Origin of the sequence: Verticiella sediminum (genome assembly GCF_007558815.1) — a bacterium.
In the GTDB taxonomy this organism is placed as follows: domain Bacteria; phylum Pseudomonadota; class Gammaproteobacteria; order Burkholderiales; family Burkholderiaceae_B; genus Verticiella; species Verticiella sediminum.
Window position 1 is genome coordinate 157,288 of the sequence record NZ_VLTJ01000020.1, and the last position, 25,508, is coordinate 182,795.

General features: G+C 71.3%; 12 protein-coding genes. 8 read left to right on the plus strand and 4 right to left on the minus strand.

Annotation, left to right across the window (positions count from 1 at the left end; all coding sequences use genetic code 11):
- Window positions 1–40 precede the first annotated feature (40 nt).
- From pdeM to FOZ76_RS10380, 4 genes are read right to left on the minus strand one after another with little or no spacing between them, the layout of a single operon-like run.
- Window positions 41–703: a ligase-associated DNA damage response endonuclease PdeM gene (gene pdeM, locus FOZ76_RS10365; RefSeq protein WP_143948124.1), complete on the minus strand. Its 663-nt coding sequence runs from the start codon at window positions 701–703 to the stop codon at window positions 41–43.
- Window positions 700–3,333: a ligase-associated DNA damage response DEXH box helicase gene (locus FOZ76_RS10370; RefSeq protein ID WP_143948126.1), complete on the minus strand. Its 2,634-nt coding sequence runs from the start codon at window positions 3,331–3,333 to the stop codon at window positions 700–702. Before FOZ76_RS10370 ends, pdeM begins: the two co-directional genes overlap by 4 nt.
- Complete coding sequence (locus tag FOZ76_RS10375) at window positions 3,330–4,976, minus strand: ATP-dependent DNA ligase (protein ID WP_143948215.1); 1,647 nt, start codon at window positions 4,974–4,976, stop codon at window positions 3,330–3,332. The genes FOZ76_RS10370 and FOZ76_RS10375 overlap by 4 nt, the downstream gene beginning before the upstream one ends.
- A gap of 14 nt (window positions 4,977–4,990) precedes the next feature.
- Entirely contained in the window at window positions 4,991–6,004 is a 1,014-nt protein-coding gene (locus tag FOZ76_RS10380; RefSeq protein ID WP_143948127.1) for a ligase-associated DNA damage response exonuclease, read from the minus strand.
- 191 nt (window positions 6,005–6,195) lie between these two features.
- Here FOZ76_RS10380 and glgA point away from each other — a divergent pair, with 191 nt between their 5' ends.
- Genes glgA through treY form a run of 8 tightly spaced genes read left to right on the plus strand, consistent with a single transcriptional unit; the run spans window position 6,196 to window position 25,404 of the window.
- Window positions 6,196–7,839 (plus strand): glycogen synthase GlgA, encoded by a 1,644-nt coding sequence (gene glgA / locus FOZ76_RS10385; protein ID WP_143948129.1) that lies wholly within the window; start codon window positions 6,196–6,198, stop codon window positions 7,837–7,839.
- A gap of 22 nt (window positions 7,840–7,861) precedes the next feature.
- Window positions 7,862–11,011: a maltotransferase domain-containing protein gene (locus tag FOZ76_RS10390; protein ID WP_143948130.1), complete on the plus strand. Its 3,150-nt coding sequence runs from the start codon at window positions 7,862–7,864 to the stop codon at window positions 11,009–11,011.
- Between the two features lie 46 nt (window positions 11,012–11,057).
- Window positions 11,058–14,420, plus strand: a complete 3,363-nt coding sequence (gene treS, locus FOZ76_RS10395; RefSeq protein ID WP_143948131.1) for a maltose alpha-D-glucosyltransferase — start codon at window positions 11,058–11,060, stop codon at window positions 14,418–14,420.
- A gap of 4 nt (window positions 14,421–14,424) precedes the next feature.
- Window positions 14,425–16,596 (plus strand): 1,4-alpha-glucan branching protein GlgB, encoded by a 2,172-nt coding sequence (glgB, locus tag FOZ76_RS10400; RefSeq protein WP_143948133.1) that lies wholly within the window; start codon window positions 14,425–14,427, stop codon window positions 16,594–16,596.
- 5 nt (window positions 16,597–16,601) lie between these two features.
- Window positions 16,602–18,722: a glycogen debranching protein GlgX gene (gene glgX / locus FOZ76_RS10405; RefSeq protein WP_143948135.1), complete on the plus strand. Its 2,121-nt coding sequence runs from the start codon at window positions 16,602–16,604 to the stop codon at window positions 18,720–18,722.
- A 33-nt stretch (window positions 18,723–18,755) separates the two neighbouring features.
- Window positions 18,756–20,579: a malto-oligosyltrehalose trehalohydrolase gene (gene treZ, locus FOZ76_RS10410; RefSeq protein WP_143948137.1), complete on the plus strand. Its 1,824-nt coding sequence runs from the start codon at window positions 18,756–18,758 to the stop codon at window positions 20,577–20,579.
- Entirely contained in the window at window positions 20,576–22,651 is a 2,076-nt protein-coding gene (gene malQ / locus FOZ76_RS10415) for a 4-alpha-glucanotransferase (protein WP_143948139.1), read from the plus strand. The genes treZ and malQ overlap by 4 nt, the downstream gene beginning before the upstream one ends.
- Window positions 22,648–25,404: a malto-oligosyltrehalose synthase gene (gene treY, locus FOZ76_RS10420; protein ID WP_143948141.1), complete on the plus strand. Its 2,757-nt coding sequence runs from the start codon at window positions 22,648–22,650 to the stop codon at window positions 25,402–25,404. The genes malQ and treY overlap by 4 nt, the downstream gene beginning before the upstream one ends.
- The last annotated feature ends 104 nt before the right edge of the window (window positions 25,405–25,508 follow it).

A 25,508-nucleotide genomic window follows, 5' to 3' on the forward strand; every position in this document is an offset into this window, starting at 1 on the left:
CGCGGGGGCGCGCCGGGCGCGGCCCATTCCCCGGGCGCACTCAAGGCACGCGCAGCACTCGCCCGTCGGCCGCCACGAACTGCGCGTGGCCGGCGCGGCGCGGCAGCGGATGGCCGCCGGTGAAGTCGCCGAAGGCCGGCAGCAGGCCCAGGCCGGGGCCGAAATCGAAGCACGGCAGGCGCGCCGAATCGCGGCCCGGCCCGTGCAGGATGCGCACGGGATGCAGATGGCCGGCGAGCGCGTAGGCGCCCTCCACCTGCATCGGTTCATGGCACAGCGCGAACGGCCCGAGCCGCCAGGGCTCGGTCTGCACCGCCAGATCCGGCCAGGCAGAGAGCGGCCCGGCGGCGCGGTCGTGGTTGCCGCGCACGAGCACACAAGCCACACCCGCATGCCGGGCCCGCCACTCGGCAAGCGCGGGCGCGCCCAGGGCGGACGCGGATTCGCGGGCGTGCACCAGATCGCCCAGCACGATCAGGCGCGACGCCCCGGTCAGGCTCAAGGCGCGTCCCAGCCGCGCCAGCGTCGCCCGCGTGGTGCCCGCGGGCACGGGCTGGCCCCAGGCGCGGAACGCCGCGGCCTTGCCCAGATGCACGTCGGCCACCAGCAAGGTGGCCCGGGCCGGCCAGTACACCGCCAGCTCGGGCAGCAGCCACAGGGTCTCGCCGGCGCAGGCCACGGCCGCCGCGCCCGCGGGCATCATGACCGCCTCCGCGGGCGGCGCGGCCCCCGGCCGGCGCGCTTGCGCGCCGGCGTGTCGCCCAGCGCGAACACGACATCGGTGGGCTCGGCCGCGCCGCGCTCGCCGCCGGCGGCGGCTTCCAACTGCGCGAGCATGCGCGCCACCCGGTCGCCCAGCTTCTCGGTCGAGAGCTTCTCGCGAAAGCGCTCGACCATCAGCGCGAAGGCGAAGGGCGAGACGTGCTTCAGCTCGATCCACACCTGGCGCGCCGCCTGCATGCGCACCAGGGTCTGCCGCAGCCTGGCGACGTCCAGCTCCTGCGACAGCACCTCGCGCTCGGCCTGCGAGAGCAGCAGATTGGCGCGGTCGTACTGCTCGAACACGCGAAAGAACAGGCTGGCCGAGGCCTGCAACTGACGGCTGGACTGCCGCGCGTGCGGCGGCCCCTGCACGACCAGCCCGGCGATCCGGGCGATCTCGCGAAAGCGCCGCAGGCGCAGCTCGCCGGCATTCAGGCTGGCCAGGGCATCCTCCAGGACGGCGCTCTCGTCGAGCAGTCCTTCGGCGAATACCGCGCGCCAGTCCACGGGCGTGGCGCTGAGCAGCTCCAGACCGTAGTCGTTGACCGCCAGCGAGAAGGTGGCGGGCTGGCGCCGCCCGATGCGCCAGGCGAGCAGACTGGCCAGCCCCATGTGCGCCAGCCGGCCCGCGAACGGATACAGATAGGCGTGCCAACCCTCGCGCGTGCGCAGGGTCTCGATGAGCAGGGTGCCGGTGACGGGCAGGGCCGACCATGCCGCCTGGACCGCCAGCAAGGGCGCCGCGGCCTGCATCTCTGGCACGTCGAGCTCGCCTTGGGCGGCGCGGGTGAGCCGGGCGACGAAGGCGTCGGCCAGCTCGCTGGACAGCGGCATGCGTCCGCCGTTCCAGCGCGGCACGGCCGGGCGGCCGGCGCCGGCGCGCCGCACGTAGGCCGTCATCTGCTCGACGCGCACCAGCTCCAGCGGCCGCCCGGCGAACAGGAATACGTCGCCGGGCGCCAGGCGGGCGATGAAGCCCTCCTCCACGGTGCCCAGCGCCCCGCCCTGCCCGCCGCGCTGCCAGTAGCGCACGGTCATGCTGGCGTCGCTCACGATGGTGCCGATGTTCATGCGATGGCGGCGTGCGAGCCGGGCGTCGGGCACCCGCCACACGCCCGCGTCGTCGGCAAGCACGCGCCGGTACTCGGGGTAAGCGGTCAGCGAGGGCCCGCCCTGGCGCACGAATTCCAGGCACCACTGCCATTCGGCCGGCGTCAGCTCCCGGTACGAGCACGTGCTGCGCACTTCGTCGTACAGCGCCTCGGGCCGAAAGCCGCCGCCCAACGCCACCGTGACCAGATGCTGGACCAGTACGTCGAGCGGCTTGTCGGGCGGGGGCCGGGCCTCGACCTGTCCGGAGCTTACGGCGTCGCGCACGGCGGCGGCCTCGATGAGTTCCAGGCTGTGCGTGGGCACCAGCGTGATTCTGGACGCGCGCCCCGGCGCGTGCCCCGAGCGCCCGGCGCGCTGCAGCAGGCGCGCCACGCCCTTGGCCGAGCCGATCTGCAAGACCCGCTCGACCGGCAGGAAATCCACCCCCAGGTCCAGGCTCGAGGTGCAGACCACGGCCTTGAGCGTGCCGGCGCGCAGGCCGGCCTCGACCCATGCGCGCACTGCCCGGTCCAGCGAGCCGTGATGCAGGGCGATCAGCCCGGCCCAATCCGGCCGCAGGTCGAGCAGGGCCTGGTACCAGAGCTCGGCCTGTGAGCGCGTGTTGGTGAAGACCAGGGTGGTGCCGCTGTGCTCGATCTCCTCGGCCACCTGCGGCACCATGCGCTTGCCCAGGTGGCCGGCCCAGGGAAAGCGCTCCGGCCGGGCCGGCAGCAAGGTATCGATGCGCAGCGCCTTTTCGCGCGGGCCGCGCACGAGGACGCCGTCACCGGCGTTGTCGCCCAGCAGCGTGGCCAGGGCTTCGTCGAGGTTGCCCAGGGTGGCGGACAGGCCCCACACGCACAGATCCGGCACCCAGGTGCGCAGGCGCGCCAGAGCGAGCTGCACCTGTACGCCGCGCTTGTTGCCGAGCATTTCGTGCCACTCGTCGACCACGACCAGGCGCACGCTGGCCAGCTCGCGTGGCGCGTCGGCGCGCGCGAGCAGCAGCGACAGGCTCTCCGGGGTGGTGACCAGCCCGCTCGGCAGGCGCCGCGCCTGCGCCGCGCGCTCGCTGCTGCCGGTGTCGCCGGTGCGGCTGCCCACCCGCCAGTCGGGCGCGAGCGCGGCCAGCGGCGCCTGCAGGGCCTGCAAGGTGTCGGCGGCCAGCGCCCGCATGGGGGTCAGCCAGAGCACCCGCAGCGGCTGCGCGCGCGCCGCGCCGGCGCGCGCCGGCAGGGGCGCCGCACCCGCGTCCGCGAACGCCATCAAGGCGCCCAGCCAGACCGCATAGGTCTTGCCGGCGCCGGTGTCGGCATGCAGAAGGCCGCTGCGCCCGGCGGCGATCGCCGCCCAGACCTCGCGCTGAAAGGCAGCCGGCCGCCAGCCGCGTTCGGCGAACCAGGCGTGCGGCGCAGGCGCGGACAGCGCCACGCCGCGCGCGGCAGCTTTCGGTGCGTCCGGCCGCACGCGCGCCGTCATGGCGCGGCCAGGGCTTCGAGCATGGCGAGCGTGTCCGCCTCCTCCACGGGCTTGTCCAGTCGCCAGCGCAACATGCGTGGAAAGCGCACGGCGACCCCGCTCTTGTGCCGCGCGCTGCGCGCGATGCCTTCGAAACCGATCTCGAACACGAGTTCGGGCCGCACGCTGCGCACCGGGCCGAAGCGCTCCACGGTGTGCCGCCGCACGAAGGCGTCCACGCGCCGGATCTCCTCGTCGGTGAGGCCGGAATACGCCTTGGCGAAGGGCACCAGGGCGCGCCCCGAGGTACCCGGCGGGGCGTCCCAGACCGCGAAGGTGTAGTCGGTATAGAGGTTCGCGCGCCGGCCGTGGCCCGGCTGCGCGTAGATCAGCACGGCGTCCACCGACAGCGGATCGATCTTCCACTTCCACCAGATCCCGCTGGTGCGCGTGCGGCCCACGCCGTAGCGGGCATTGCCCTGCTTGAGCATCAGGCCTTCGACGCCCAGGGCGCGCGAGGACTCGCGCCGTTGCGCGAGCGCCAGCCAGTCGCTGCCTTCGAGGCGCGGCGACAGCCGCAGATGCGGGTGGTCCAGGGCGGCCACCAGCGCCTCCAGGCGGCTGCGCCGCTCGGCCTGCGCCAGATCGCGCAGGTCCTCGCCGCCCGTCTCCAGCAGATCGTAGGCGAGCAACGCCACCGGCTGCTCCTGCAGCAGGCGCGCGCCGACGGTCTTGCGGCCGATGCGGCGCTGCAGGCGGGCGAAGGGCTGCACCCGGTCCTCGGCCCAGACCACGATCTCGCCGTCAAGCACGGTGCCATAGGGCAGCGCCTCGCCCATGGCGGCCAGTTCGGGGAAACGGTCGGTGACCAGCTCTTCGCCGCGCGACCAGATCCAGGCGCGCCCGTCACGCTGCACGACCTGCGCGCGGATGCCGTCCCACTTCCATTCGATCAGCCAGTCGGACGGCGCGCCGAGCTGGGTCTCGAAGTCCTCCAGCGGCAACTGCAGCGGATGGGCGAGGAAGAAGGGGTAAGGATGCCCGGCGTCGGCCGCGTCGCGGCCCTCGGTGGGCGCGACCAGGGCCAGATAGGCCGGCGCATCGGGCGTGGCCATTCGGTCCGTATAGCCGATCAGGCGCTGGGCGATGCGCTTGGCGTCCACACCGGCCACCGCGGCCAGCGCGCGGGTGACGAGCAGCTTGGAGACGCCCACCCGCAGCGATCCCGTGATCATCTTGGCGAACACGAAGCGCGCCTGGCCGTCCAGCCGGGCAAAGCTGTCGTGCAGGCTGTCGGCCAGGGCCGCGGGCGCCATGCCGCGCAAGGGCAGCAGGCGCTCGGTCATCCAGTGCGCCAGCCCGCCCTCGACCGTCATGCCGGCGGCAGCCCCTGGCAGGAGCAGCGCGATCGTCTCGGCCAGATCGCCCACGTGCTGGTAGCTGGCTTCGAACAGCCATTCGGGCAGGCCGGCCTCGGCCTGGGCGAAGGCCTGCAAGGCGCGCACCGGGACGAGCTGGCGCGGCTTGCCGCCGGCCAGGAAGTACACCGCCCAGGCCGCGTCCTCGGCCGGCGCGCTGCCGAAATAGGCTTCCAGCGCCGCGCGCTTGGCGTTGGTCGAGGTGGTCGCGTCCAGCGTCGAATAGAGTTCGGCGAATGCCGCCATGCCGTGCGCGTGGGTCATGGCGCCCGCGCCGCCGGGGCCGAGGCTTCGTCCTCCTCGTCGCCGTATTCGGTGTGGAAGGTGCGCGCATCCAGCCCCTGCTCGGCAAACCAGCGTTGCATCACCGCCGTGCTGCCGTGCGTCAGGTAGACGCACTCGGCACCCGTGGCGGCCACAGCGCTGCACAGGCCATCCCAGTCGGCATGGTCGGAAACGATGAAGCCGCGGTCCACGCCGCGCCGGCGGCGCGCGCCGCGTACCTGCATCCACCCGCTGGCAAAGGCGTCGGCATGCTCGCCGAAGCGGCGCGTCCAGCTCGAACCGCGCGCCGAGGGCGGCGCAACGACCAGGGCGCGCCGCACGTCCGCGCCCGCTTCGGTCGCGAGCCGGGTCGGCGGCAGCCGCACGCCCGCCTCGCGATAGATGCCGTCGACGGTATCGACCGCGCCATGCACGAGGATGGGCCCCGGCGCGTCCGTCAGGTGATGCAGGATGCGCTGCGCCTTGCCCAGGGCGTAGCTGTACAGCACGCTGGCCCTGCCCTCTGCGGCGTTGGCCTCCCACCACGCCTGGATCTGCGCCATCAGCATCGCCTGGGGCAGCCAGCGATAGACCGGCAGGCCGAAGGTGGATTCCGTGATGAAGGTATGGCAGGGCACGGGCTCGAAGGGCGCGCAGGTGCCGTCCGCCTCGGTCTTGTAGTCGCCCGAGGCCACCCACACCTCGCCGCGGTGCTCGACGCGCACCTGCGCCGAGCCCAGGACATGACCGGCCGGGTGCAGGCTGACGGTGGCCTCGCCCAGGCGCAGATGCTCGCCGTAGGCCACGGTCTGCAGCGCAATGTCGGCACCGAGCCGCGCGCGCAGCAGGCCGGCGCTCTCCTGCGTGGCCAGATAGCTGCCGTGGCCGCCGCGCGCGTGGTCCGAATGCGCGTGCGTGATGACCGCCCGGGGCACGGGCCGCCAGGGGTCGATGTGAAAGTCTCCGGACGGGCAATAGAGGCCTTCGGGCCTGGCCACGATCAGATCCATGGCTCTCCTTTGATGGCGCGCGGCGGCGCCTGCGGATGAGCCGGCTCAGCAATCGATATGCCGCGCGGCGCGTTCGGGCCCGAATGGCACACGTCTTGCTTTGATGAGGCTGGCCGATACGGGCACCTGCACGGTCCCGCGCCGGCCCAGGTAGAAATTACTGGCCGCGGCAGATTTTGCCGCGGCCTCCCATGCGACGAGCCTGCGCCCAGCCCGCGGCGCTGCCACATGCCATTCAGGAGTCCATCTTGTTGAAAGTCCTAGTCGTCGCCTCCGAGGCGCTCCCCCTGGCCAAGACCGGCGGGCTGGGCGACGCAGTCAGCGGCATGGCGCGCGCCATGCGCGAAGCAGGCCTCGATGTGACACTGCTGCTGCCCGCCTACCGCGGCACGCATCGCCACCTGACGGACACGCGCACATTGTGCGAGCTGCACCACCTGCCGGGCGGCCCGGCGAGCCTGGTGGCCGGCCGCCTGGCGTCGTTCGATCTTCCCGTACTGCTGCTGCGCAACGACGCGCTGTACGATCGGGACGGCTCGCCGTACATCGACGCCCGGGGCGAAGAGCATCCCGACAACGGCGTACGCTTTGCCGCCTTGGCGCATGCCGCCACGCGCATTGCGGCCGGCCGCACGCCGTGGGCGGTGCCGCACGTCGTGCACGCCAACGACTGGCACGCCGGCCTGGTGCCCCTGCTCATGCGCGCGGCCAAGGTGCGGCGCGTGAAGTCGGTGCTCACCATCCACAACCTGGCGTTCCAGGGCCTCTACCCGATGCACGACGCGGCGCGCTACGGGATTCCCGCCGAGTACTGCGGCCTGGACGGTTGCGAGTTCTGGGGCCGCATCAATTTCATGAAGGCCGGCATCCGCTACGCCGACCGCGTCACCACGGTGAGCCACACCTATGCGCGCGAGATCCTGACCCCGGCCTTCGGCCACGGCCTGGACGGCCTGCTGCGCGAGCGCCAGGCGCAGCTCGTCGGCATCCCCAACGGTATCGACGAGAGTATCTGGAACCCGGCCATCGACCAGCACCTGCCGGACGTCTACAGCGCGGACGACCTGCGCGGCAAGCCGAGCTGCAAGCGCGCCCTGCAGGAATCCTTCGGCCTGATCGCCGACCCGCAGGCCACCGTGCTCGTCTCCGGCAGCCGGCTGACGCCCCAGAAGATGGCCGACGTGGCCGTACGCGTACTGCCCGACGTGCTGGATGCGCACGGCCAGCTCCAGGTGGCGATCCTGGGCTGCGGGGATCGCGCCATCGAGGACGAGGCGCGCGCGCTCGCCGCGCGCTACCCGGGCCGCGTGGCCGCCCACATCGGCTACGACGAGCAACTGGCCCACCTGCTGCATGCCGGCGGCGACATCCTGCTGCACGGCAGCCGCTTCGAGCCCTTCGGTCTGACGCCCATCTACGCCATGCGCTACGGCACGCTGCCGGTGTGCTCGCGCGTGGGCGGCATGGCCGATACCGTGCGCGACCCGGGCGAACATGCCGACGACCTCGATCTGGCGGATGCCACCGGCCTGCTCTTCGACGGTGCCGAGGCTGCACATCTGCGGCATGCCATCGAGCGCGCCCTGCGCCTGTATGCCCGCAAGGATTTGTGGCGCGCGATGCAGCGCAGCGCAATGACCGCCGATCACGGCTGGAGCGCGAGCGCCGGCCGCTACATCGACCTGTACCGCCATCTGGCGCCTCCCCTCGCCGCGGCTCGCAGCGAGACCACGGCCATCGCCGTGCCGGCGCCGGAACCCGCGGCCGCCTCCACCCCGGCGCACGCCCTCTGGCCGCGCGTGGCCGCGCCCGTCATGGGCGCGGCCTGCGCCTGATCGCCGAACTTCCCGAGCGTCCATGCCTATGTCGAACCGCAGCAGCAGGCCCCGTCTCTACGCTTTGGCGCCACGTCACGACGCCACGCTGGCAGCACCGTTGGACAGTCCGGGATGGGCCGCGGCGCTGCGACGGGCCGAGGCCCTGGGTTTCAGCCACATTCTGTGCGCCCCGGGCTGGACCGGCGCCCCGGAAGATGCCCTGGCGGTGGACGAGCCCACCGCGGCCGATCCGGCCTTCGGCATGCTCGGTCTGGACGACTGGCTGCGCGGGCTGGCCGCCGCCTGCGAGCGGCAGGGCCTGTCGCTCTGGCTGGACCTGTCGTTGGCGCGGGCAAAGCGTGGCGGCTCGCTGCACCAGTCGCATCCCGACTGGTTCTCGGCACAGGGTGCCGACGGCGCGCTCGACCCGCGCCTCAGCCCGCGCGAGCGCAGCACGGTCCACGTGCAGCAGATCGACGGCAACGCCCCCATCGGCCTGGTCGAATTCTGGATGGAACGCATGGTGGCCATGCTCGAGGCCGGCGTGCAGGGTTTCCGACTGCTCGATCCGGCCGCCCTGCCCGGGCGCGCCTGGCGCTCGCTGATCGAAGGGGTGCGCGCCCGCGTCCCCGCCTGCGCCTTCACGGCCTGGACGCCCGGCATGAACCCGCAGCAGGTGCAGGCGCTGGAAGGCGCCGCGTTCGACGCGGTCTACAGTTCGCTGCCCTGGTGGGACTACCGCGACGACTGGTACGTGGCCGAACACGAGCGTCTGGCCCGCGCGGGCCGGGTGATCGTGCCGGTGGCCGACCCCGACGCCGCATCCCGGCAGCCGCCGCCCGCGCGCGCGCTGCTGCGGGCGCTGCGCACCGCCGCTGAGCTTGGCGACGGCCTGCTCATGCCGCGCTGGGTCGACCCCGGCGAAGACGCCGATCGGCACTGGTCGCAGGCCATTGCCAAGGCCAACCTGGCGCTGTCGCGGCGCGCCCCGGGCCATGCGCGCCAGATCCGCCGCCTCGGGGGCGACACGCTGGCCGTCACGTGGATGCATCGCAAGGATCGCGCGGGCGACACCCTGGTCGCGATCAACACGTCGCTCGAAGAGCCCGCGCGGCTCGACTGGGACCTGGCGCGCAGCCGCCTGGCCAAGGCCCTGCCACATTCGGCGGCCCGCGACGAGGAGCTGCCCGCGGCAGGCGTGCTCGCCGTCACCCTCGCGCCCGCGCCGCAGGTCGTCACCCTCAAGCGCAAGGTGGGCACGCTGCGCCAGCGCGAGGCGCTGGATGCCGCGATACACATGCCGCGCATCGCGATCCAGGACATCCGCCCGAGCACCGAGGACCCGACCCACCTCGTCAAGCGCGTGGTCGGCGAGGCGCTGGTCGTGCATGCCAACATTTTCATGGACGGCCACGACGTGCTCGCCGCCCGCCTGCTCTGGCGCGCGGCGGACGAGGACGGCTGGCATGCCGAGCCCATGGTGGCACTGGGCAACGATGCCTGGCGCGGCAGCTTCACGCCCGAACGCATCGGGCGCCACGAATACACCGTGCAGGCCTGGCGCGACGTGTTCGGCACCTACCGCAGCGAGCTCGCCAAGAAACACGCCGCCGGCATCGACGTTTCCCTCGAAGTGATCGAGGGCCGCCAGTTGCTCGAGCGCGCCGGCGTGCCGCATGGCGAGGACATCGACGCCCAGGCCCTGCTGGGCGCGGAAGTGGGCGCCGCCATGGCGAAAGCCGACCTGCGCGAGTTCGAGCACACGCACCTGCCCGCGCAGGCGCTGGCGGTCGAGCGCCGGGCGGCGCGCTTTGCGAGCTGGTACGAAATGTTCCCACGTTCGCAAAGCGGCGACCCGCAGCGCCACGGCACCTTCCGCGACGTGATCGAACGCCTGCCCTACGTGCGCGACATGGGTTTCGACGTGCTGTACTTCCCGCCGATCCATCCGATCGGCCGGACCAACCGCAAGGGCCGCAACAACAGCCTGAAGGCCGGGCCCGACGACCCGGGCAGCCCCTACGCCATCGGCGGCGAGGCGGGCGGCCACGACGCCATCCACCCGGAGCTGGGCACGCTCGATGACTTTCGCGCGCTGGTCAAGGCCGCGGCCGAACACGACCTGGAGATCGCGCTCGACTTCGCCGTGCAGTGCTCGCCCGATCATCCCTGGCTGCGCGAGCACCCCGAATGGTTCTCCTGGCGTCCCGACGGCTCGATGCGCTACGCCGAGAATCCGCCCAAGAAGTACGAAGACATCGTCAACGTCGACTACTACGGCAAGCCGGGCAAGCGCCGGATCAGCGGCAACGCCGCCCTCTGGCTGGCGCTGCGCGACGTGGTGCTCTTCTGGTGCGACGAGGGCGTGCGCACGTTTCGCGTGGACAATCCGCACACCAAGCCGCTGCCCTTCTGGCAGTGGATGATCGCCGAAGTGCAGGCGCGCTACCCCGACGCGATCTTCCTTTCCGAGGCCTTCACGCGCCCGAACATGATGTACCGGCTGGCCAAGATCGGCTTCTCGCAGTCATACACCTACTTCACCTGGCGCAACGACAAGCGCGAGATGACGGAGTACCTGGAAGAGATCGCCAACCCGCCGGTGGCCGATGTGTTCCGCCCCAACTTCTTCGTGAACACGCCGGACATCAACCCCTACTTCCTGCAGACCTCGGGGCGCGGCGGCTACCTGATCCGCGCCGCGCTGGCCACCACGCTTTCGGGGCTCTGGGGCATGTACAACGGCTTCGAGCTGTGCGAGGGCGCGCCGGTGCCGGGCAAGGAGGAGTACCTCGATTCCGAGAAGTACGAGGTGCGCGCCTGGGATTGGGAGCGGCCCGGCAATATCCGCGCCGAGATCGCCGCGCTGAACCGCATACGCCGCGCCAACCCCGCGCTGCACACGCACCGCGGCGTGCAGTTCCTGGGGGCCGACAACGAGCAGGTGCTGTACTTCTGCAAGGCCACGCCGGAGCGCGACAACGTCCTGCTGATCGCCATCAGCATGGACCCGCATGCGCCGCAGGGCGCCACCATCGAAGTGCCGCTCTGGCAGTTCGGCCTGCCCGACGACGGCCGCCTGCGCGTGCACGATCTACTGCACGAGAACCGCTACGACTGGCACGGCAAGTACCAGCGCGTGGACCTGCATCCCGACGCACCCTACGCCATCTTCCGCGTCTCGGCCTAGCCGCCGCAGCACCGATCAGCCAACCCGAACCACGGAAGCCCGACTCATGAACAAGCGCCCGTCATCCGTCGTCAACGCGGCCAACCGCGACGACCCGCTCTGGTACAAGGACGCGGTCGTCTACCAGTTGCACATCAAGTCGTTCTTCGACGCCAACAACGACGGCGTGGGTGACTTTCCGGGGCTGCTGCAGAAGCTGGACTACATCGCCCAGCTCGGCGTGGACACGATCTGGCTGCTGCCGTTCTATCCCTCGCCGCGGCGCGACGACGGCTACGACATCGCGGACTACCGCGGCGTGCATCCCGACTACGGCACGCTGGCCGACATGCGCCAGTTCGTGAAGGAGGCGCATGCGCGCGGCCTGCGCGTCATCACCGAGCTGGTCGTGAACCACACCTCCGACCAGCATCCGTGGTTTCAGAGGGCGCGCCGCGCCAAGCCCGGCTCGGCCTCGCGCGACTACTACGTCTGGTCCGACGACGACCGCAAGTACAACGGCACGCGCATCATCTTCCTGGATACCGAGAAGTCGAACTGGACCTGGGACCCGGTGGCCAAGCAGTACTTCTGGCACCGCTTCTATTCGCACCAGCCGGATCTCAACTACGACAACCCCAGGGTCATGAAAGAGGTGTTGTCGGTGATGCGCTACTGGCTGCAGACCGGCGTGGACGGCCTGCGGCTGGACGCCGTGCCCTACCTGGTGGAGCGCGAGGGCACGAACAACGAGAACCTGCCGGAGACGCACGCGGTGTTGAAGCGCATCCGCGCCGACCTGGACGACGCCTTTCCCAACCGCATGCTGCTCTCCGAAGCCAACCAGTGGCCCGAGGACGCGCAGGAATACTTCGGCAACGGCGACGAATGCCACATGTCGTTCCACTTCCCGCTGATGCCGCGCATGTACATGGCGATCGCCCGCGAGGACCGCCTGCCCATCGTGGACATCATGCGCCAGACGCCCGACATCCCCGAGAACTGCCAGTGGGCGATCTTCCTGCGCAACCATGACGAGCTCACGCTGGAGATGGTCACCAGCAGCGAGCGCGACTATCTGTGGGACTTCTACGCCGCCGACCGGCGCGCGCGCATCAACCTGGGCATCCGCCGGCGCCTGGCCCCGCTGCTCGAGCGCGACCGCCGCCGCATCGAGCTGATGAACAGCCTGCTCTTCTCCATGCCGGGCACGCCCGTCATCTACTACGGCGACGAGATCGGCATGGGCGACAACATCCACCTGGGCGATCGCGACGGCGTGCGCACGCCGATGCAGTGGTCGCCCGATCGCAACGGCGGCTTCTCGCGCGCCGATCCGGAACGCCTGGTGCTGCCGCCGCTGATGGGGCCGCTGTACGGCTACGAGGCGGTCAACGTGGAAGCCCAGGAGCGCGATCCGCATTCGCTGCTGAACTGGACCCGCCGCATGCTGGCCATCCGCCGCCAGCACCGCGCCTTCGGCCGCGGCAGCCTGAAGTTCATCTACCCGGGCAACCGCAAGATCCTGGCCTATCTGCGCAGCTTCGAGGAGCGCACCATCCTCTGCGTGGCCAACCTGTCGCATGCGACCCAGGCGGTCGAACTGGACCTGCGCGACTACAACGGGCGCGTGCCGGTCGAGATGCTGGGCGGCACGCCCTTTCCCACCATCGGCGAACTCACCTACCTGCTCACGCTGCCGCCCTACGGCTTCTACTGGTTCGACCTGTCCTCGGACGCGCAGCCGCCGAGCTGGCACGCGGCCACGCCCGAGCAGTTGCCCGAATACGTGACGCTGGTGCTGCGCGGACGCACCGGCTACCAGCTCACCGAGGGTGCCCTGCGCATGCTGCACGAGGACGTGCTGCCGCACTATCTGAGGCTGCGGCGCTGGTTCGCCGCCAAAGACCAGAAGCTGGGCGCCGTGCGGCCGGGCTACATCATCGCCCTGCCCGGCACCACCGAAACCTACCTCGCCGAGATCGAGGCCAAGGTCGGCAACGCCGTGCATCACTACGCGCTGCCGGTCGCCCTGCGCTGGGAAGAGAACCTGAGCAGCCTGCCGCAGCATCTGGCCCTGGCCCGCGTGCGCCGGGCCGCGCAGATGGGCGTGGTCACCGACGCCTTCACCGTGCCGGAATTCGCCCACGGCGTCGTCGCCAACCTGCTCGCCGAACGCGAGCTGTCGGTGAACACCGCGCAGGGGCCGCAGCGCATACGCTTCATTCCCTGGCCGGGCCTGGCCGAGCTCGGGCTGAACGATGACGCCGAGATCCTCTGGCTCACCGCCGAGCAGTCCAACAGCTCGCTCATCATCGACGCCAAGGCGGTGCTCAAGCTGGTGCGGCGCGTGGTCGCGGGCCAGCACCCGGAAGCGGAGATCACCCGCTACCTGACGGCCGTCGGCTACGCCAATACCCCCGCCCTGCTCGGCGAGGTCGTGCGCGAATCGGCAGACGGCACGCCGCACACCCTGATCCTGGTGCACGCCTTCGTCTCGAACCAGGGCGACGCCTGGCAATGGACGCTGGACTACCTGCGGCGCACCATGGACGCCGTGCAACTGTCGCCCGACGCCCACGAGAGCTACGACGACGAACTGCAGGGCTACGCCGCGATGGCCGCGGTCATCGGCCGGCGCGTCGCCGAGCTGCACGCCGCCTTTGCCCAGGCCACGGACGACCCGGCCTTCGTGCCCGTCGACCTGGACGCGCGCGCCGCCCGGCATCGCGGCGAGGCGGTGGTGCAGATGCTCGAGCGCGCGTTCAAGGCCATCGAGGGGTTCGAGCACTGGGGTGACCCCGAAATCCACGCCATGGCCCAGAAGCTGGCCGGCCGCAGAAGCGCGCTCGTCGATGCCGTGCGCGATCTGGCCGAACGCTGCAAGGGCACCCTGCAGACGCGCATCCACGGCGACCTGCACCTGGGCCAGATCCTGATCGCGCAGAACGACGCCTACCTGATCGACTTCGAGGGCGAGCCGGTGCGCAGCCTGGAGGAACGCCGCGCGAAGTCCTCGCCCATGCGCGATGTGGCGGGCGTGCTGCGCTCTTTCGACTACGCCTCGGCCGCGGTCGCGCGGGCGGCCGACAGCACACCGCCCACGGCCGAGCACGTCGCGGCCACGCCGATCACCGAGCCGGCCAACGTGGTGCAGCAACGCCGCCGGGCCCTGCTCGGGCGCTTTCGCGTGGCGGCCCGTAACGCCTTCCTGCAAAGCTATCGCGATACCGCCGAGGCTGCCGCGGCCCGGTGGTTGGGCGCCGACGGCGGCCAGGCTGCGCTCGATCTCGCGCTCATCGAAAAGGCGGCCTACGAGGTCGTCTATGAGGCCGCGAACCGCCCGGCCTGGCTGCCGATCCCCGTCGTCGGCCTGGCACGCATCGCCAGCCGCCTGCTCGACACCCACAGCGACAACCTGGACGAGTGACACGATGGCCAACGCGCCCGACATCGACCCTAGCGCCATCGACGCCCTGCTGCAGGGCCGGCATGGCGATCCCTACGCCGTACTCGGCCCTCACGGTGTGGGCGACGCGCGCGAACTGCGCGTGCTCGCCCCCGGCGCGCGCGGCGTGCTCGCCCTGCGCGAGGACGGCAGCAGCGAGCGCCTGCGCAGCGAGCGCGAAGGTTTCTTTCGCGGGCGCATCGGCGCCGGGCGCTACCGCCTGCGCATCGAGTGGGACGGCGCCATCCAGGAGACCGAAGACCCCTACGCCTTCGGCACCCTGCTGGAGGAAGACGACCTGCACGCCATCGCCGCCGGCCGCCATCCGCAGCTCACGCGCGTGCTGGGCGCGCACGCCATGCGCCTGGGCGAGGTCGACGGGGTGCGCTTCGCCGTCTGGGCGCCCAACGCGCGCCGGGTATCGGTGGTGGGCGATTTCAACGCATGGGACGGCCGCCGCCATCCCATGCGTGCGCGCCCGAGCGCTGGCGTCTGGGAGATTTTCGTTCCCGGCATCGGCCCGGGCGCACGCTACAAGTACGAAATCATCGGGCCGGACGGCCACATCGGCCCGCAGAAGGCGGACCCGCTGGCGCGCCGCACCGAGGCGCCGCCGGCCACCGCGTCGATCGTTGCCGGGTACGAGACCTATGCCTACACCGACGGCGACTGGATGCGCGAGCGCGCCGCGCGCCATGCGCCGGACGCGCCGATCGCGGTGTACGAGATGCATGCCGGCTCCTGGCGCCATCCGGCCGGCGGCACGCCGAGCTGGCACTACCTGAGCGAGCAGCTCATCCCCTACGTGCAGGCGATGGGCTTCACCCATATCGAGCTGATGCCGATCATGGAGCACCCCTTCGGCGGCTCCTGGGGCTACCAGCCGCTCGGGCTGTTCGCGCCGACCGCGCGCTACGGGCCGCCGGAGGCATTCGCCGAATTCGTCGACCGCTGCCACGCCGCCGGCATCGGCGTGATCCTCGACTGGGTGCCCGCGCACTTTCCCTCCGACGCGCACGGGCTCGTGCGCTTCGACGGTACGGCGCTCTACGAGCACCAGGACCCGCGCGAGGGCTATCACCCCGACTGGAACACCATGATCTACAACCTCGGCCGCAACGAGGTGCGCAACCTGCTGATCGCGAGCGCGCTGGAGTGGCTCGAGCGCTACCACGTGGACGGCCTGCGCGTGGATGCGGTGGCCTCGATGCTGTACCGGGACTACAGCCGCAAGGCGGACGAATGGGTGCCCAATGTCTTCGGCGGGCGCGAGAACCTGGAGTCGATCGCCTTCCTGCGCGAGCTGAACGGCATCGTGCGCGAGCGCTGTCCCGGCGCCCTCATGATCGCGGAGGAGTCGACCGCCTGGCCAGGAGTGAGCGCGCCGGTGGACCAGGGCGGGCTGGGCTTTCACTACAAGTGGAACATGGGCTGGATGCACGATACGCTGCACTACATGCACGAAGACCCGCTGCACCGGCGCTACCACCACCATGAAATGACCTTCGGCCTGGTCTATGCCTGGTCCGAACGCTTCATGCTGCCGCTCTCGCACGACGAGGTCGTGCACGGCAAGGGTTCGCTGCTCGGCAAGATGCCCGGGGACGAATGGCAGCGCCTGGCCAACCTGCGCGCCTACTACGCCTTCATGTGGACCCATCCCGGCAAGAAGCTGCTCTTCATGGGCTGCGAGATCGGCCAGCACGCGGAATGGAACCACGACGGCGAAGTCTCATGGTGGGAGCTGGACGCACCGGGCCATCGCGGCCTGCAGCGCCTGGTGCGCGACCTGAACCACCTCTATGCCGGGCTGCCCGCGCTGCACCGGCTCGACGCCGAACCGGACGGCTTCGCCTGGGTCATCGGCGACGACGCCGGCAACAGCGTCTACGCCTACCGGCGCCGCGACGGCCGGGGCGGCGAAGCGCTCGTGGTCTGCAACATGACGCCGGTGCCGCGCGAAGGCTATCGCATCGGCGTGCCGGCGGCGGGCGCCTGGCGCGAGCGCCTGAACACCGACGCCCAGGACTATGGCGGCTCGGGGATGGGCAATGCAGGGGGGCGTACAAGCGAGCCCGTGCCCAGCCATGGCATGCCGGACTCGCTCTGCCTGACGCTTCCCCCCCTCGCCACCCTGATTCTGCAATACGAAGGATGAGCATCATGAGCACCCATCTTCCCGACCGCCTCGCACCCGGCCTGCCGCATCCACTGGGCGCTACCGCCGATGGTCTGGGAGTCAACTTCGCCGTGTTCTCGGCGCACGCCTCGCGCATCGAACTGTGCATCTTCGACGCCTCCGGGCGCAAGGAGCTGGCCCGCCTGCCTCTGCCCGAATGTACCGATGAAGTCTGGCACGGCTATCTGCCCGACGCCGGCGCCGGCCTGGTCTACGGCTACCGGGCCTACGGCCCCTACGAGCCCAGGCACGGCCATCGCTTCAATCCGCACAAGCTGCTGCTCGACCCCTATGCCAAGCTGCTCACCGGCCCGCTGCGCTGGTCCGATGCGCTGTTCGGCTATCGGCTGAACCACGCCCGCCAGGACCTCACCTTCGACCGGCGCGACAGCGCGCCCGCCATGCCCAAGGCCATCGTCATGGAGGACGCCTTCAACTGGAGCGACAGCCGGCGCCCGCGCACCGCATGGAACGACACGGTCATCTACGAGGCGCACATACGCGGGCTGACGATGCAGAACGAGCGCGTGCGCACCGACCTGCGCGGCACCTTCGCGGCCTTGACCGAGCGCTCCTTCATCGACCACCTGGTGAAATCCGGCGTGACCGCGATCGAGCTGCTGCCGGTGCATGCGTTCCTGCAGGATCGCTTCCTGCTCGAGCGCGGGCTGCGCAACTACTGGGGCTACAGCACGCTCTCCTTCTTCGCGCCCGAGCCCGCCTACCTCTCGTCGAACAACCTGAACGAGGTGCGCGCCGCGGTGCGCCGCCTGCACGCGGCCGGCATCGAAGTGATCCTCGACGTGGTCTACAACCACACCTGCGAAGGCAACCACATGGGTCCCACGCTGTCGTGGCGCGGCCTGGACAACGCCAGCTACTACCGCCTGGTGCACGGCGACGAACGCTACTACCTGGACTACACCGGCACCGGCAACACGGTGAACCTCTCGCATCCGCGCGTGCTGCAGATGGTGACCGACTCGCTGCGCTACTGGGCCGGCGCGTTTCGCGTCGATGGCTTTCGCTTCGATCTGGGCGTGACCCTGGGCCGCGAGGGCACGGGCTTCGATCCGGGCTCGGGCTTCTTCGACGTGATGCTCCAGGACCCGATGCTCTCGCGCCTGAAGATGATCTCCGAGCCCTGGGACCTGGGCCCCGACAGCTACCAGGTCGGCAACCATCCGCCCGGCTTCGCCGAATGGAACGACAAGTTCCGCGACGGCGTGCGCAAGTTCTGGCGCGGCGACGACGGCATGCGCGGCGAACTGGCGGCGCGGCTGGTCGGCTCGGCCGACATGTTCGACCGGCGCCACCGCCGTCCCTGGGCCAGCGTGAACTTCATCACCGCGCACGATGGCTTCACCCTGCAGGACCTCGTCAGCTACAACGAAAAGCACAACGAGGCCAACCAGGAGGACAGCCGCGACGGGCACAACGAGAATGCCAGCAACAACTGGGGCGCCGAGGGGCCGACCGAGGACGCCGAGATCAACCAGACGCGCCTGCGCGTCAAGCGCGCGATGCAGGCCACGCTGCTCCTGTCCAATGGCACGCCCATGCTGCTGGCCGGCGACGAGTTCCACAACTCGCAGCAAGGCAACAACAACGCGTACTGCCAGGACAACGAGCTCTCCTGGCTGGACTGGTCCGCCGCGGCCAGCCCCGAAGGCCAGGCGCTGCAGAGCTACGTGGCCCGCCTCACCGCTTTGCGCCGCGCCCATCCCTCGCTGCACTTCTCGCGCTACGTGGCGGCCGATGCCGGCGTGGCGCCCGAAATGAACGCCATCGCCTGGTTCGACTTCGACGCCAGCCCGATGACCCATGCGGCCTGGGAGGATGGCGCCGGCCGTCTGCTGAGCCTGCGCCGCGCCTGCCTGGACGCGGCTGGCGCGCTCGATCTGTCGGTGCTCATGATCAACGGGCACGAGGAGGACGTCGAGTTCACGGCGCCGCCCTGCGGCCCCTCGCATCGCTGGGAGGTGGCGCTGGATTCGGCCGATCCCGAACAGCCCGCGGCACTCGGCGAGGACGACAAGCTCAACGTGCGCGCGCGCAGCATGGTCGTGCTGATCGGCAGGCCGCGCGATGCATCCACGGCCTGAGCCCACGGCCATCGCCATTGGAGACCCCACACCATGAGCCTTGCGGACTATGCCTATCGGTTCGGCCCCCGCGTCACCGAGGCCGGCACCACCTTCCGCCTATGGGCGCCCACCGCGTCCGGGGTGCAGCTCGAGCCTGGCGGGCACGACCCCATTCCCATGCAGGCGGTGGGCGACGGCTGGTGGGAACTCGAGACCGGCCTCGCCGCCGGCACCCGCTATCGCTTCGGGGTGGGCGGGCATTCCGTCCCCGACCCCGCTTCGCGCCTGCAGGACAAGGACGTCCACGACGCCAGCGTGGTGCTGGCCGGCGACGGCTACGCCTGGCGCCATGCCGAATGGCGCGGCCGCCCCTGGCACGAAACCGTGCTCTACGAGCTGCACCCGGGCGTGCTCGGCGGCTATGACGGCATTGCGAGCCGCCTGCCGGAGCTCGCCTCGCTCGGCGTCACGGCGATCGAACTGATGCCGATCGCCGATTTTCCCGGCCCGCGCAACTGGGGCTACGACGGTGTGCTGCCCTATGCGCCGGACACCGCCTACGGCACGCCGGAACAATTGAAGGCACTGATCGATACGGCCCACGGCCTGGGGCTGATGGTGTTCCTCGACGTGGTCTACAACCACTTCGGCCCGGACGGCAACTATCTGGGCACCTATGCCGACACCTTCTTTCGCGACGACCTGGACACGCCCTGGGGGCCGGCGATCGACTTTCGCCAGCCCGAAGTGCGCAGCTTCTTCGCCGAGAACGCGCTGTACTGGCTGCGCGAGTACCGCTTCGACGGCTTGCGTCTGGACGCCGTGCACGCCATCTCCGAGCGGGGCTGGCTGCAGGAGATGGCGGCCTTCGTGCGCGCCCGCCTGCCCGCGGACCGCTACGTCCATCTGGTGCTGGAGAACGACGACAACATGGCGCATCTGCTGGAAAGCGGCTTCGACGCGCAGTGGAACGACGACGCGCACCACGTGCTGCACGTGCTGCTGACCGGCGAGGACGACGGCTACTACGAGGACTACGCCGGCGGGCCCGAAGCCCGGCTGGCACGCTGCCTGAAGGAAGGCTTCATCTACCAGGGCGAAGCGTCCGAGCACCGCGGCGGCAAGCCGCGCGGCGAACCCAGCGCGCACCTGCCGCCCACGGCCTTCGTGATGTTCCTGCAGAACCACGATCAGATCGGCAACCGCGCCTTCGGCGAGCGCCTCGCCGCGCTGCTCGATGCCCAGCCCCCGCGCGACGAGCCCAATCCGCTGGCGGCGGCCGTCGCGCTCATGCTGCTGTGCCCGCACATCCCCCTGCTCTTCATGGGCGAGGAGATCGGCGCCAAGGACCCCTTTCTGTACTTCACCAGCCACAACGACACCCTCGCCCAGGCCGTGCGCGACGGCCGGCGCCAGGAGTTCTCGCGCTTTGCCGCCTTTGCCGGCGGCGCTGCGCTGACCGACCTGCCCGACCCCAACGCGCGCCACACCTACGCCAAGTCCTCGCCCTTCGCCAGCCCGCACGTCAACGTGGACGAGAGCATCTGGTCGGCATACTACTGGCGCCTGCTCAAGACGCGCCGCCAGCGCATCGTGCCGTATCTGCCGCAGACGCGCGCGCTCGACGCCGCGCCGGTGGGCGCCCGCTCGGTGCACGCGGCCTGGCGCCTGGGCAACGGCGACACGCTCGCGCTGTGGGTCAACCTGGGCGAGAGCGACGCGGCGCTCGAGGCGCCGCCCGGCGCGGGCGAGATCCTGTTCGAGTCGCGGCCGGGCTACGCGCAGCAGGCGCATGCCGGCGTGCTGGGCGCGGGCGGGCTGCTGGCCACGCTGCAGCCGCAGCAAGCCGGCGCACCGCAGGACGACGCGCCATGAACGCCGACGACTCCCTGCAGGCGCTCGCCCGCGCGGCGGGCGTGCACGTGCACTGGCACAACGCGCGCGGCCAGGATCAGGAAGTGACGCCGGACGTGCTGCGCAACGTGCTGGGGCGCCTCGGACTCGCGGCGGACAACCCCGAGGCCGTACGCGACAGCCTGGCCCGCCTGCGCGACGAGGCCGGGCACTGCCCGCCGCTGCTGACCGTGCAGGCGGGCCAGACCGTGGCGCTGCGCGGCGACGTGGCCGCGGGCCAGCCCTACGCTATCGATCTGGAAGCAGGCGGGCAGCACAGCGGGCACACGGAATCCGACGGCGCACACGCCTGGCTGCGCGCGCCCGAGCGCATCGGCTATCACCGCCTGTACGTCGGCGAGCGCGAGCTCACGCTGGCCGTTGCGCCGCCGCGCTGCACGGGGGTCGCCGACCTGGCCGGCGCCCCTGGCCGGCTGTGGGGGCTGGCCGTCCAGCTCTACAGCCTGCGGCGCCGCGCAGGCAACGCTGCGCAGCCGGGCGGCGTCGGCGACTTCACTGCGCTGCGCGAGCTGGCCGAGGAACTCGCGGGGGGCGGCTGCGAGGCGCTCGCCATCAGCCCCGTGCACGCGATGTTCTCGGCCGACCCCGGCAAGTACAGCCCGTACGCCCCGTCCAGCCGGCTGTTCGTGAACGCGGCCTACGCCGATCCGGCCGATGTCTATGCAAGGGAGACGATCGCGGCCGCGGCGCATCGTGCGCACGCCGAGGGCCTGCAGGCGCTGGATGCGGCCGAGCTGATCGACTGGCCCGAGGTGTCGCGCCTGCGCCTCGCCCTGCTGCGCGAGCTGTACGAGGGCTTCCCGGACAATCTTGCAGACCGCCAGCGCACCGCGTTCGAGACCTTCCGGCGCGAGGGCGGCGAAGCGCTGGAGCGCCATGCGCGCTTCGAGGCCCTGCACGCGCACCAGGTGCGCCGGCAGGCGCACGACTGGCGCCGCTGGGAGCCGGGGCTGCGCGACCCGCGCTCGGCCGAGGTCGAGGCATTCGCGCAGGCGCATGCGAACGAGGTGCGCTTTCACGCCTTTGCGCAATGGCTGGCCCATGAAGGCCTGGCCGGCGCGCACCGGCAGGCCCTCGCGTGCGGCATGCGCATCGGCCTGATGGCCGACCTCGCGGTGGGCACCGACCCGTGCGGCAGCCACGCCTGGAGCCGCCAGGACGACGTCATCACCGGGCTCTCGCCCGGCGCCCCGCCCGACGTCTACAACCCGGCCGGCCAGGCCTGGGGATTGACCGCGTTCTCCCCGCACGCGCTGCGCCGGCATGGCTACGGCGCCTACATCGAGATGCTGCGCGCCGCGCTGGCCCATGCGGGCGGGCTGCGCATCGACCATGCGCTCGGCATGCAGCGCATGTGGCTGGTGCCCGAGGGCGCCCCGCCCGGCGCCGGCGCCTACGTCGACTACCCCTTCGACGACCTGATGCGTCTCACGGCGCTCGAATCGGTACGCCAGCATGCCGTCATCATGGGCGAGAACCTGGGCACCGTGCCGCATGGCTTCAACGAACGCATTGCGGCGCACGGCATGCTCGGCATGAGCGTGCTGTGGTTCGAGCGCGAAGGCGCGCCGCCGGCGCGCTACACCCCGCCCGAACGCTGGAGCCCGCACAGCATCGGCACCACCACCACGCACGATCTGCCGACGGTGGCCGGCTGGTGGCGCGGCCGGGACATCGACTGGCGCGCGCGCCTCGATCTGCTGGGCCCCACCTCCGAGGCCGAGGAGCGCCAAGCCCGCGAGCACGACAAGGCGGCCCTGTGGCAGGCCGTGCGCGCATCCGACGCCCCAGCCCAAGCGCCGGCCGAGGCGCCGCTGGAGGCGGCCATCGCCTACGTCGGGCGCACGGCCGCGCCGCTGGTCCTGCTGCCGCTGGAAGACGCCCTGGGCGTGGTGGAACAGCCCAACCTGCCCGGCACCATCGACAGCCATCCGAACTGGCGCCGCCGCCTGCCCGCCCGCGTCGACGACATCGGCGCCGACGCCCGGACGCAAGCCCGCCTGCAGACCCTGAGCCGCGCGAGAAACGCATGAACCCGCCCCGCGCCACCGTGCGCCTGCAATTCCACCAGGGTTTCACGCTGGACGACGCGGAGCCCCTGGTGGGCTATTTCGCCGACCTGGGCATCAGCCACATCTACGCTTCCCCGCTCACCGAGGCGCGGGCGGGCTCGACCCACGGCTACGACGTCATCGACCCGCGGCGCATCGGCGCCGCCGTCGGCGGCGAACTGGCGCTGCGCCGGCTGGTCGCGCGCCTGCGCGGCGCGGGCATGGGCCTGATCCTGGACATCGTGCCCAATCACATGGCCACCGGCGCGGCCAATACCTGGTGGTGGGACGTACTGCGCTGGGGCCGGGGCAGCCACTACGCCGGCCACTTCGACATCGACTGGGAATCCTCCGACCCGGCCCTGCGCGGCAAGGTGCTTGCCCCCTTCCTGGGCGCCGCCTACGGCGAGGAACTCAGCGAAGGCCGCCTGAAGCTGGCCTTCGACGCCGAGTCGGGCGAGTTCGAGATCCACTACTACGACAACCGCTTTCCCGTGACTCCGGAGAGCTACGCGGCGGTCTTCGGCGCGCTGCCGCCTTCGCCCACCGCGCAGGGCCTGGTCGACACCTTCGCCCGACTGGCGCAGCACAGCGAAGCGCCCACGCGCCAGGCGGCCGTCACTACGCTGCGCGAGGCGGCCGAGGAGCCGGGCGCGCGCGCCTGCATCGAGGCAGCCATCGCCGCCCACGATCCGCGCGACGCCGCCGGCCGCAGCCGCCTGCACGCCCTGCTCGAATCGCAGCACTATCGCCTGACCTGGTGGCGCAACGCCGCCGAGCAGATCAACTGGCGGCGCTTCTTCGAGATCAGCGACCTGGCCGGCGTGCGCGTGGAGGAGCCGCAGGTGTTCGACGATGTGCACGCGCTCGTCATCCGCCTGTGGGCCGAAGGCGTGATCGACGGTGTGCGCATCGACCACGTGGACGGGTTGACCGACCCGCGGCGCTACTGCCGCAAGCTGCGCGCCGCCCTGCGCGCGGTCGCGGCCAGCCGTCCGGCCGGGCTCGAACCGGAACCCTACATCCTGGTCGAGAAGATCCTCGGCGAGGACGAGGCCCTGCCGCAGGACTGGCAGGTCGACGGCACCAGCGGCTACGACTTCATGGCCCAGGTCGGCGGCGTGCTGCACGACGCCCGCGGCGAGCCTCCGCTCACCCGGCTGTGGCGCGAGATCTCCGGCGAGCACGACAGCTTCCACGAGCTGGTGCGCGATGCGCGGCGCATGCTCATCACCCGCCACTTCGCCGGCGAGTACGAGAACCTGATGCGCGCCTTGCATCGCATTGCGCAGGAATCGCCGCTCACGCGCGACTGGAGCCGCGCGGCCATACGCCGCACCCTGCTCGAGTTGCTGGTGGCGTTTCCGGTCTATCGGACCTACGGCGGGCTGGACGGACGCACCGCCGCCGACGCGGTGTTCTTCGCGCACGCGGTGCGCGAGGCGTCGGCGCACCTGCAGACCGACGACCAGGTCCTGCTGGAGCTGATCGACGACTGGCTGGGCGGCAGGCCGCCGTCGGATCTGCCGCCGGGGCCGCGGCGCAATGCGCGCCTCACCGCGATCCGCCGCTTCCAGCAACTGACCGCGCCGCTGGCCGCCAAATCGCTGGAGGACACGGTGTTCTTCCGCTACGGCCGGCTGCTCTCGCGCAACGAAGTCGGAGCCGAACCTTCGGAGTTCGCGCTGGACGTCGTCGGCTTTCACACGTTCGCGCAGGCGCGCGCCGAGCGCTTTCCCCACGCCATGCTGAGCACCGCCACGCACGACCACAAGCGCGGCGAGGACGCCCGGGCGCGGCTGGCCGCGATCAGCGAAGTGCCCCAGCGCTGGCAATCCCTCACGCGCGGCTGGCTGACCAGCCGGCAGGATGCGCCGCACGTCGTCGACCAGTACATGCTGCTGCACACGCTGATCGCGGCCTGGCCCCTGTCGCTCGAGGACGAGCCTCCCCTCGAGCACCTGCGCGAGCGCGTCGAAGCCTGGCAGATCAAGTCGCTGCGCGAAGGCAAGCTGCGCTCCAACTGGTTCGCCCCCGATACCGGCTACGAAGAGCGCTGCAGCGCCTTTCTCGCGCAGCGCCTGCAGGATGCGCGCTGGCGCCAGGCGCTGGCCGAGTTCGTCGAGCTGCTCGCCCCGGTGGGCGCGCTCAAGGGCCTGAGCCAGGCGCTGCTGCGCACCACGCTGCCAGGCGTGCCCGACCTGTATCAGGGCACCGAGTTCTGGGACTTCTCGCTGACCGACCCCGACAACCGGCGCCCGGTGGATTTCCAGGCCCGCATGCGCGCGCTGGGCGGGAGCGCCACGCCCGTCGAGCTGCTGGCGCACTGGCGCGACGGCCGGGTCAAGCAGGCCATGCTGCAGCGCGCACTGGGGCTGCGCCGCACGCACGCCGCGCTGTTCGCCGCAGGCGGCTACGAGCCGGTGCAGCTCGAGGGCGAATGGGCCGATGGCGTGATCGCCTTTCGCCGCCAGCGCGGCGAGCAGCGGCTGCTCGTGATCGCGCCCCGGCTCGGCGCGGGCATCCTGACGGCGGACGCCGCGCCGGCCGAGCGCACGCCCCTGGTCCCGGCCCAGGCCTGGCAGGATACGCGGCTGAGCCTGCGCGACGACGACACCGGGCTGGACTGGCGCTCGGTCTTCGATGCCAGCCCACTGCCGGCGCAGGCCGGCGGCGTCGCCCTGCGCGATGCGCTCGCGGCATTCCCGGTGCAGCTCTACTACACCGACGCCTGAAGCCCGACCGCCTGCGCGGCCGTGGCATCCGGCTTGCTGAGTCGATATGCCCTTCGTGAGTGCTCCCGCCTCGAGGCGGGAGCCTGCTCGCCCCAGGCAAGGCG

Coding starts and splice junctions, on each gene's coding strand:
- pdeM (WP_143948124.1), bottom strand. CDS start 703: ATGATGCCCGCGGGCGCGGCGGCCGTGGCCTGCGCCGGCGAGACCCTG.
- FOZ76_RS10370 (WP_143948126.1), bottom strand. CDS start 3,333: ATGACGGCGCGCGTGCGGCCGGACGCACCGAAAGCTGCCGCGCGCGGC.
- FOZ76_RS10375 (WP_143948215.1), bottom strand. CDS start 4,976: ATGGCGGCATTCGCCGAACTCTATTCGACGCTGGACGCGACCACCTCG.
- FOZ76_RS10380 (WP_143948127.1), bottom strand. CDS start 6,004: ATGGATCTGATCGTGGCCAGGCCCGAAGGCCTCTATTGCCCGTCCGGA.
- glgA (WP_143948129.1), top strand. CDS start 6,196: ATGCGACGAGCCTGCGCCCAGCCCGCGGCGCTGCCACATGCCATTCAG.
- FOZ76_RS10390 (WP_143948130.1), top strand. CDS start 7,862: ATGCCTATGTCGAACCGCAGCAGCAGGCCCCGTCTCTACGCTTTGGCG.
- treS (WP_143948131.1), top strand. CDS start 11,058: ATGAACAAGCGCCCGTCATCCGTCGTCAACGCGGCCAACCGCGACGAC.
- glgB (WP_143948133.1), top strand. CDS start 14,425: ATGGCCAACGCGCCCGACATCGACCCTAGCGCCATCGACGCCCTGCTG.
- glgX (WP_143948135.1), top strand. CDS start 16,602: ATGAGCACCCATCTTCCCGACCGCCTCGCACCCGGCCTGCCGCATCCA.
- treZ (WP_143948137.1), top strand. CDS start 18,756: ATGAGCCTTGCGGACTATGCCTATCGGTTCGGCCCCCGCGTCACCGAG.
- malQ (WP_143948139.1), top strand. CDS start 20,576: ATGAACGCCGACGACTCCCTGCAGGCGCTCGCCCGCGCGGCGGGCGTG.
- treY (WP_143948141.1), top strand. CDS start 22,648: ATGAACCCGCCCCGCGCCACCGTGCGCCTGCAATTCCACCAGGGTTTC.